The following is a 5522-nucleotide window of genomic DNA, read 5'->3' on the forward strand; positions in this document are numbered from 1 at the left end:
CATTGTGGGAGGCTATATGTGGGTACAGACATTTGGTTTTTTGTAGAGAAAAGGTACTTCAGAGACGAATGTGAACAGATTGATGGTACTTGGAGAAAAATCAAAAAGAGTAAGCAAGAATTAAATGATACTGCTACTTGGTTAAGTGTAGATAAGTGGACTGTTAATCCTTATTACTATCTGTATCCAGAACACAAGACTTCTAAATTGAAACCAAGTGATCCTTATGAATTTTACAGTGGGGATAGAAACTATGATTTATTTAGTATTCTATCGAATACTAGGAATGATCATAATCTAAAGTTTATATCTTTGCCAAGAGGTCTTCCAGTGGATATTTCCCCTCAATTGAGTGAAGTTGCATTCGAGGATAAAGATGATTTTTATGACCACAGTTGGCTATTATTGAAGGATTTAATTAATTTTAAATGGGATGAAAATTATTATTGTGATCAATTTATGGAATACAGAAATATTATGAATACATGTTCGAACTTCATCAATGAAACAATTCCAAAATTATTGAAATTAGGGAATGCTGAAGATGTAAGAGTGATTTTCTGGTTTGGTTAGGACAGAATATTCGTCTTATTTATCAGGTGAGTTATGTGGGATTAGAAGATGTTAGTAGCTCAAAAAAATGTGGTGGATATCCTATACTTAATATTCAACTGCATCTCCTTACGGAGCCTAGGTCTGCGAGAAGGAGTCTCGAAAAAGGATTTTCAGCAGACAACCCCTTTGGGGGAGCGTGAATACAAAAACGTTATCCTAAATAATTGCAATTTGAAAAAAGGAGCGTGATACCATGAATGAGAAGTCACGGTTACTAGAGGAGTTCAAAGAATGGATCGGTTTTGTTTCTGAGATTCGTGAAATGGATTGGCAAATAACGATTGCTGAAGGTAAATGGTCAGTTCAGGATGTCGTAAGTCATATACTGCTGTGGGATAAATACTTTTTTGAAGCAGCAATAAGTCCCATATTAAACAATACACCTTTGACATTAACACATATGGATTTTGAACAATTTAATCAGGATGCTATTGAATATGGAAAAACAAAAACGAAAGAAGAATTAATTAAAATGACTATTCAGTACCGTAACATGATATTGGAGAGTATAGAGAGTTTTGAAGACGATAAGTTTACTAAAGAATATGCTAACGGGAAGTTTACTGTAATATCATATTTAAGAGATTTTATCTGGCATGATCAACATCATATCAGACAGATTGATGAACTTAAAAGAAAAGCTATGTGAGTATATAGGCGGGTGAATCATATGGGGGATTATTGGAACAAAAGATTTACTGAAGAAGGGATGATTTGGGGTTGTGAACCAAGTCAAACTGTAACCCAAGCTATAGATTTGTTCAAAAAGAATAATGTACATGATATTTTGGTTCCTGGTGCTGGATATGGAAGAAATACGAAGGCGTTCTCTTCTTATTTTCAGGTTGATGGAATTGAGATATCTAGTTCAGCTATAAATCTAGCAAAAGAATGGGACTTAAAAACGAATTTTATTCAAGAATCGGTATTAGAGTTTAGTACAAGCCAAAGGTATGATGGAATATATTGTTATGATTTATTGCATTTATTTTTGTTAGAGGACCGAAAAAAACTGATACAGAATTGCGTGAAGCATTTGAAGGAATTGGGAGTAATGTATTTCACATGTTTTTCTGATTGTGATTTTAATAATGGTGTGGGTAGGGAAATTGAAGAAGGAACATATGAATACAAGAAAGGTAAATATGCTCACTTCTTTACTGAAGAAGATTTAATAGAACATTTTAATGATTTGATTATACTAGAAACGGGTTCCATAAGAGAAACTCTGATATATGCAGAAAAAAAACAGAAAAAATATGAATTAAGATATATATTTGTTCAAAAGATTGGATAGCTATTATAAGAAGCAAGTAACTTCAACTACATCGTTTTATTGCTTCACTCAGCTCAAGTTGATTTTTTGTGCTTTTTGAACAAAGCAAATACACTGCCGTAAGCCTAATCGCTTAGGACAGTGTATTTGTCTTTAGAACCTGTATATCCGTTGAAAACTTTTTATTCCTCTCCGGTCGCCACCGGATTCTCCTCATAGCTGATCCAGTCGCTCCAGCTTCCCGGATATAAACGGACCTTACTAAATCCAGCTTCATTCAGGGCCAGTGCATTGGGACAGGCGGATACGCCAGAACCGCAATACACGATAATTTCTGCGTTTGGATCAAGGTCGGCAAAGTGCTGCTGCAATTGTTCCGCATTTTTAAAGCTGCCTTTTTCGTCCAATACTTCTTTCCAAAAGTAATTCACCGCACCGGGGATATGCCCCGCAGCTTGATCTATGGGCTCTTCCAGTCCCAGGTAGCGCGGCCGCTCTCTGGAGTCGATCAGTATAGGTGAAAAACCGATATAGGAGCCAACAGGAGCAGAATCTTCGGATATATGTTGTACTTCTTTCATACTTGTGAGCATTTGTGGCTGAACATTTGCCACAAAGGTCGAGGGAATGCGAATCGGCTGATCTGCCGTAACGGGGAATTTTGCTTCCTTCCAGGCACTGTAGCCTTCTTCCAGTACGTACACCTGCTCATGCCCGAGATAGCGCAGGAGCCACCAGAAGCGGGAAGCCATCATACCGCCTTGGTCATCATAAGCGACGATGCGTGAAGATGCGTTGATCCCGGCACGACTCAGACGTGCGGCAAGTGTATCCGCATCAGGTAATGGATGGCGACCACCATGCTCACCAAGAGGAGCAGTAAGGTCTTCTTCCAAATCGAAGTGAACCGCCCCTGGAATATGGTCTTCATTAAATTGAGTCCGTCCAGCCCCGGCTTGTCCGAGCAGGGAACGGCAGTCAGCAATGATCATGTCCGGCTCATACAATCGGGCCAGCAGCCAGCGTTTGGATACGATGGATTTCATAGAGGATTCCGCCTTCCTTTATTTAACAGTAAATTTAATCCGTTGAGTATGGTTTATGAAAATGGGGTAAATAAGTTAAGAGCTGGCCTTCAGGGGATGCTCAGTGTCGGGCAACTCACTTTGGTGGATGACTTTCTTTTTAAAATCCGCTCCGTATCGGATAAAAATCCATACCCCGAACAGGATGAAAAAGCCTGCACCAAATTGTAAAGTAGACAACCTTTCCCCGAGCAGCACCCAAGCTAGCAGGGAAGAAATAACGGGTTCGCCGAGTACCGCCATCGACACCGCGGTGGCGTTAATGTATTTGAGCAGCCAGTTAAACAGGTAATGTCCGAACAGCGTAGGCACAATGGCAAGCAGCAGGAACAGTCCCCATTCCCGTGGAGCGTATCCGGTAAAAGGAATGGCATTGACCACATTATACAGCGCAAGTGAGGTGGCTGCGATGGCGAAAACCCAAAAATTATACACAAATGCGCTCAAATGCTCGCGCAGATGCTTGCCCATCAGCATATGGATGGACACGGCTACCATACCCAAGAAGGACAGTGCATCCCCGAGCAGGGCTTGTCCCGATACGTGGAAGTCTCCAGCTCCGATGGCCAGTGAGCCGATAAAAGCCATACCCATTCCGATGAGCATAGCACGATTCGTGCCCGTCCGGAAAAACAAAAAAGAACCGAGCATGACAAGGATCGGCTCCAATGTCATAATAACGGTAGAGCTTGCAACGGTGGTCAGTCGCAGTGAGCCCATCCAGAGCAAAAAATGCAGCCCCAGCGCAATACCGGACCAGAGGATCAGCATCCACTGCTTGCGGGTCAGGCTAAACAGCTCAGTGCGGTACTTCCAGACCAAAGGCAGCATGATCAGATTGGTTAGGTACAAACGGTACATAGCGATGACGGACACCTCGGCTTCAGACCATCTTACGAAGATCGAGGAGAACGAAATAGCGATAATACCTACGATGTACAATAATTCAAAGGAAAACGACGGTTTGTGTGCTTGATTCATGTGGCAGCTCCATCCGTATGGAAGAAAGTAAATACGTCTATGTTCCTTCCAAGCGGTATCTCGAAAAATAGGTTTAATACAGCCCATTATACCGTACCTGACATTCCCGTGGTATTAGGATTTTGCAAAATCCTGAGAATATTATAAACGGGAGCAGGAGGTAGGATTTTAAGTGAGATGCTGCGTAGAACTTTTGCTGCACAAGCTCGTCTATCATAGTGGAGGTGGATTTTATGAAAAAACAAAACACATTTTCAATCATACTACTGACTGTAGTGGCAGTGCTGGCTCTGTCAGCCTGTGGAACGAAACCGCAAACCAATAACAACGCACCTCAAGGGGCAGACCAACCGCAAACGCAACAGCAGCCGCAAGTTAAACCGGAGCCAGTCGCTGAGCCGGAGGTTAAAAAAGGCACAGGTGTATACAATGGAGCTGCTGACCCGCATACGGTTGAGATTGAAACCAATGGCGAAGCCCAATCCTTCCAATTGGGGGAGGGACTGGACACGGTAATAGCTGGTCTTAAAGAAGGCGATACAGTAGCGTTTGAATATAACGAGAAAGCAGTAGAGGGCGACGCGACGGCGAAGCAACTGACTTTAACGAAAATACAAAAAACAGAGGCTGCAACAGATAGCAGTCAAAACGGAAGTTCTGGTCAACAAGCAGGCGGGGAACGCTCGAAAACTCAAGCTTTTGAGCTTACCCTTGAAGGAAAAAAGGAAAAGCAGACAGCAACATTGGCAAAAGGAGAGGGATATTCACTGTATGTGTTTGATCCGATGTCCCTGTTTCCCGATCAAAACCGTGTTGCCTTGGCTGTAGATGATAACTATTATGCTGAAATTACGAAGCTGCCCTCCGATTTTAATCTGGATGAGCTTCAAAAAGAAGGCGAAAAGGATCTAGCTTCCATCGGCAAGGTGCAAAAGCTGGACAAAGCATCCGTCCCTCAAGAGCTGACCAGCAGCCGTCTGTTCTTGCAAGCGAGCGGTTCGAAGATCACACAACAATATATTGTTGTAGAAAATAAAACAGGCGGTTTCATCGTGAAAGTGAACATTCCACAAGGTGAACCTGCTGAAGGATTCGAATCCTTCATTTATACATCGCTGGAGAGCCTGCAAGCTAATAAATAACCCTACTTTGGTGTGGGATGGTCGGCGGCTTACAATTATGAATTTAAGGCAGTTTTGCCGCTGAAAATAGTTATTTTAAGGGCTAGGTTAGAGCTATAAGGGTCTAATCTATAATTGCGAGACCTGCACTTTTGTGCTATAAAGGATGAGAGAATAAGATCATTCCGGCTTGCGAAGTCGTATGAAGCGATGAAGGAGTTGTTAGATTTACTATGTCCATCGAAATGAATACACAAGAAGTCATCAACGTGATTAAAAACAGCAAGAAAAAGACGCCTGTTAAAGTATATGTAAAAGGAGCTTTGGCTTCCGCATCTTTTGGCGAGAATGTTCAGGCTTTTATTTCTGGAGACAGTGGTGTTGTATTTGGGGATTGGGCTGATATCAAGCCTGTACTGGATAGCGCAAACGCGAAAGAAGAAG

Annotated in this window: 6 protein-coding genes and 1 pseudogene; 5 read left to right on the forward strand and 2 right to left on the reverse strand. The window is 42.1% G+C overall.

The features are described from left to right. The first annotated feature begins 18 nt into the window (after positions 1-18). The 3 genes from GRP75_RS18085 to GRP75_RS18095 all read left to right on the forward strand — a co-directional run bounded on the left by GRP75_RS18085 (position 19) and on the right by GRP75_RS18095 (position 1912). The gene (locus GRP75_RS18085; RefSeq protein ID WP_075154537.1) at positions 19-573 is read left to right on the forward strand and encodes a hypothetical protein; all 555 of its coding nucleotides are present in this window, start codon (positions 19-21) and stop codon (positions 571-573) included. Positions 574-808: 235 nt separating this feature from the next. Beyond that, positions 809-1264: a DinB family protein gene (locus tag GRP75_RS18090; RefSeq protein ID WP_160789969.1), complete on the forward strand. Its 456-nt coding sequence runs from the start codon at positions 809-811 to the stop codon at positions 1262-1264. A gap of 21 nt (positions 1265-1285) precedes the next feature. Next, positions 1286-1912 (forward strand): class I SAM-dependent methyltransferase, encoded by a 627-nt coding sequence (locus GRP75_RS18095; protein ID WP_069080345.1) that lies wholly within the window; start codon positions 1286-1288, stop codon positions 1910-1912. A gap of 161 nt (positions 1913-2073) precedes the next feature. Here GRP75_RS18095 and GRP75_RS18100 read toward each other — a convergent pair whose 3' ends face one another. Continuing rightward, positions 2074-2937: a sulfurtransferase gene (locus GRP75_RS18100; RefSeq protein WP_160789970.1), complete on the reverse strand. Its 864-nt coding sequence runs from the start codon at positions 2935-2937 to the stop codon at positions 2074-2076. Positions 2938-3012: 75 nt separating this feature from the next. After that, positions 3013-3957 (reverse strand): DMT family transporter, encoded by a 945-nt coding sequence (locus GRP75_RS18105; RefSeq protein WP_076157265.1) that lies wholly within the window; start codon positions 3955-3957, stop codon positions 3013-3015. Between the two features lie 233 nt (positions 3958-4190). On the opposite strand from GRP75_RS18105, the gene GRP75_RS18110 reads away from it, so the two are divergent. Continuing rightward, entirely contained in the window at positions 4191-5099 is a 909-nt protein-coding gene (locus GRP75_RS18110) for a hypothetical protein (RefSeq protein ID WP_160789971.1), read from the forward strand. 212 nt (positions 5100-5311) lie between these two features. After that, positions 5312-5522, forward strand: a pseudogene (locus GRP75_RS18115) (2,3,4,5-tetrahydropyridine-2,6-dicarboxylate N-acetyltransferase); the annotation flags it as partial.

Source organism: Paenibacillus sp. OT2-17 (assembly GCF_009827695.1).
GTDB classification, from domain to species: Bacteria; Bacillota; Bacilli; order Paenibacillales; family Paenibacillaceae; genus Paenibacillus; species Paenibacillus polymyxa_B.